3 pseudogenes are annotated in these 3,951 nt (G+C 39.5%); all 3 read left to right on the forward strand.

The features are described from left to right. Positions 1-121: 121 nt before the first annotated feature. Positions 122-183: pseudogene (locus HT693_RS12190) on the forward strand (YSIRK-type signal peptide-containing protein); the annotation flags it as partial. A gap of 1,850 nt (positions 184-2,033) precedes the next feature. After that, positions 2,034-3,155 (forward strand): annotated as a pseudogene (locus tag HT693_RS12195) (MucBP domain-containing protein). Further along, positions 3,113-3,951, forward strand: a pseudogene (locus HT693_RS11585) (hypothetical protein); the annotation flags it as partial. The pseudogenes HT693_RS12195 and HT693_RS11585, both read left to right, overlap by 43 nt.

Consider the following 3,951-nt stretch of genomic DNA (forward strand, 5'->3'; position numbering starts at 1 on the left):
TTAAGTGATAAAGTCGGGAATTGAAATTAAACCTTATTCGTTGTATAATTTAAAATGAGGATTATTGTATAAGATCTGTTATAATATATATCTTTCGATATATATATATATGGAGGTAGTCATGAATAGTCCAGAAAAACAATTAAAATACAGTATTCGAAAAGTGAGTGTCGGTGCAGCTAGTGTTGTCATTGGGGCGCTCTATCTTTTGATGGGAGCTGGGATTGCTCATGCTGAGGGCGTGGAGTCAGCGAGGGAAGCTGAGAGGACAGCAAACCCGACAGATCCAGGACAGTCTGGAATTGGAGAGCCAGAAAACAAGACTGACCTCAGTCATACTGATGCAGCAGCAAACACCTATAATGCTCCCGTAGCTGACAATCCGCTAGTAACTCCAGAAAGTACGAAACCTCGTACTCGTAGTAAAAGAGAATTAGCTGATGAGGAGGCAAGTGATTCATCGAATGGAGCTACAGGAACTGAATCAGAGCCGACTTCTGGAAATGAGGGAGGTTCAGACACAGCAGATACTGATTCAGATTTACTGGATGCCAATCGTAAGGGTGACACAGTAAAAGAACACCAGCCCGGGGTCATTGTGCCTAAAGATGGAGAGACAGGTGGGGATGATAAGAATGCCCATCTGAAATTTGATACTCCTAAGGAAAATCTGACTCTCGAACAATTATGGGATATTGTAAAAAATATGCCAGACGACTTCCAAAATAATGAACGTTCTTACTTGCGTAGTATGAACACCCTTGGGGATGCTCTTAGATTTAAAAACGGCAAAGTCAGTGAAGATGGTACAGGAGATAAATTACAAGATGGTGAAATAAGAGAACTTGATTCTTTCGGTGGATGGACAGCGATTGCAGGTAAAGATGGCAGACCAGGTAAATTCGTTATTGGTAAGAAAAATGCAGATGGTTACTTTACAGGTTGGTATAAGAAAGAAGATGGTACGATTGAACAAGGTGGTATGCTTGGGGCAGATGCCTTAGATAACATTTTTGTGCACGAACAAGCATTAGACCGTCGTTTTAAATACATGCTTATGCTTGTTAAAGGACGTACACGAGCTAATCGTGACGAGACGGTTTCAGATAATTCGAAGTATGATCCACGTGCTCAAAATGAACGTGCTAATAAGAACTCCACCGAATTTAAGAATCTCCCATTTTTAGAAAAAGATAAGTATAATAAATATTCTCCAGGTGTAGTTGGATATAATGGGATAGAGAAGCAGTTTACTGCCTTTTCTCCTGGCTTCGGAAGCCGTGTTCGTGTGGAATTTGTGACAGGATATATCTCAGATATTAATGGTTCTAAAGGAACCTATCGAGTAGTCATTAAAACTAAGGATACTGCTGGCCAAGAGAAGACGGTATACGATGAAACCATTCACCGTGTAGCCGAAATCGTTCAAAATGAAAACTTGTACAAAAAAGGTTTAAATGTAGAACTGGCGAATTTCCAAATTTCCAAATTTTTTAAAGATGAGTTTAAATCTCGTGTTAATAAAATTCGTAATGAGAAAATAAAATTTACTCCATTACACCGTAAACCCAGAAGATATTATACAGAAGAAGATACCAAACTGTACAATCAATTGGAAGCAGAAGCTAGGGAAGAAGTTAAAAAACAAGGCGATATTGTATTAAATGTTACGGAAGACTTCTTAAGTATAGAAAAATCAAAAGAAAGAGATTCAGAGTGGGGAAAAACATTCACAAGCACATCTCAGTCAACTTCAAAGCTATCAAACGAATTAAATAATTTATTGAAAGTTGCTGATAAAGATACTCCTAATACCCCAACTTGGCTAAACTCAAGCACTCCTCCAGCTAAAGCTGATGACAGAGTATATAAACTACTGAGGACTCTTATACCAGGTGCTAAGAAAATTACCTATCATGTTAAGGATGATCAGCTAGAAGTAGAAACAGAAAAATACACCTATCTCGCCGCTAGAAATGGTAGTAAGGAAGCAGGTATTCAAGGGTCAGATATAGAAGCAACTGCAAGTGCAGATACATATGGTGTTGATTCCCAAACCTTTGAGAGAGACAATACAAATACAAAAGCAAATAACCTTAATAAAGGTTGGGCTAGATCTGATTCTGAAGACTTCAAACATTTCTCACACTTTGTAGGGGTAGACAAAGGAATTGTGCGAACGAATGTACTGACTGATAAACAACTATCTGATAAGATTAAGGACGCAGTGGGTCCTGGAGATAGCAATCTAGGAAAAGGTGGCTACTTCTCTACTGGGGATGTTTTATTAGCAAAAGATGTTGTTTCTTATACCGTACAAGTATTTTCAGAGAATAATGACAGAGTAGGGGTAAATCCTCAAAGTCACCGTGTTCAGTATAATCTTCCAATTCTCGCTGACTTTTCAGTCATCCAAGATACTGTGGAACCATCACGAACCGTTGTTGAAAAAATCATTCCAAAACTAAATATTCCCGAAGAAGAGAAAAAGAAAATAACCGAAGAAATCAAGAAAAAGAAGAAAACCTCAGAATTGGCAGAACTAATCTCAGGAAATGTGAAAGTTCGCTATGTTGATGAACAAGGGCATTTGCTATCATTGAAAAATGATACTGGAATTGGAGAAAAAGAAAGTGACGGAACCTACATTACCAATAAAAAACAACTGATTGGTACTAGCTATAATGTCACAGATAAAAAACTCAGCACTATCTCAACGACTAATGGGAAACATTATAGAGTCAAAAGAGATTTGGGGGAAAATTCTGCCCCTACTGAAGGAAATATCGTAAGCGGGGTAAGAACGGTAACTTATGTATATGAGGAACGTGAAGCGCCTACTACTGCTACAGTAACAGCCAATTACTATAAAGAAGGTACCCAAGAGAAGTTGGCAGAGTCTGTTGTACAAGCTGATTTAGCGATAGGTTCTGAGTATACTACAGAAGCAAAAGTTATTGAAGGAAAAACAACAACTGAGGACAAAGAAGACCGAGTTATCACAAGGAAAACAACATACACCTTGGTAGCAACTCCTGAAAATGCCACAGGAACTGTACCAGAAGACGGTGCAACCGTTAACTACTACTACCGTGAGAATGTTGAGGAAACAGTGGTTCCTAAAACAGCCACCACTACTGAGACGAAGACTATAACGCGTACCATTCATTACGTTGATAAAGTTACGAACCAAACTGTCAAAGAAGATGTTGTTCAACCTGTAACCTTAAGCCGTACAAAAACTGAGAACAAGGTAACAGGAGTTGTAACCTACGGTGAATGGACAACAGGAAACTGGGACGAAAAAGTTTCACCATCAGTAGAAAACTATGGTCCAGCCGAAACAGCTACGGTTTCTTCTGCGACCGTCACATCAGTAAGCAAAGATGAGACAGTCGTTGTGAAATATCCGCAAGCTACAGAAGATGTTAAAGAAACTAAAACTGTTACCCGTACCATCAAGTATGTCGATAAAGCCAACGAAACAACCGAAGTAGCTAGCCCAGTTACGCAAACAGTTGAATTAACAAGAACTAACAAGCGTAATAAAGTGACGAAAGTCGTGACAGAAGGAACTTGGTCAACAGGCAACTGGGACGAAAAAGTTTCACCATCAGTAGAAAACTATGGTCCAGCCGAAACAGCTACGGTTTCTTCTGCGACCGTCACATCCGCAAGCACAGATGAGACAATCGTTGTGAAATATCCGCAAGCTATAGAAGATGTTCAAGAAACCAAAACTGTTACCCGTACCATCAAGTATGTAGATGCGACTGATGAAACAACAGAAGTAGCTAGCCCAGTTACGCAAACAGTTGAACTAACAAAAACCAACAAGCGTAACAAAGTGACAGGTAAAGTAACAGAAGGAGACTGGTCAACAGGTACATGGGCGACCCAAGCCTCTCCAACAGTCACTAACTATGACGCACCAGATAAGGCAACTGTAGC

Origin of the sequence: Streptococcus sp. 2154, assembly GCF_013277255.1 — a bacterium.
In the GTDB taxonomy this organism is placed as follows: domain Bacteria; phylum Bacillota; class Bacilli; order Lactobacillales; family Streptococcaceae; genus Streptococcus; species Streptococcus pseudopneumoniae.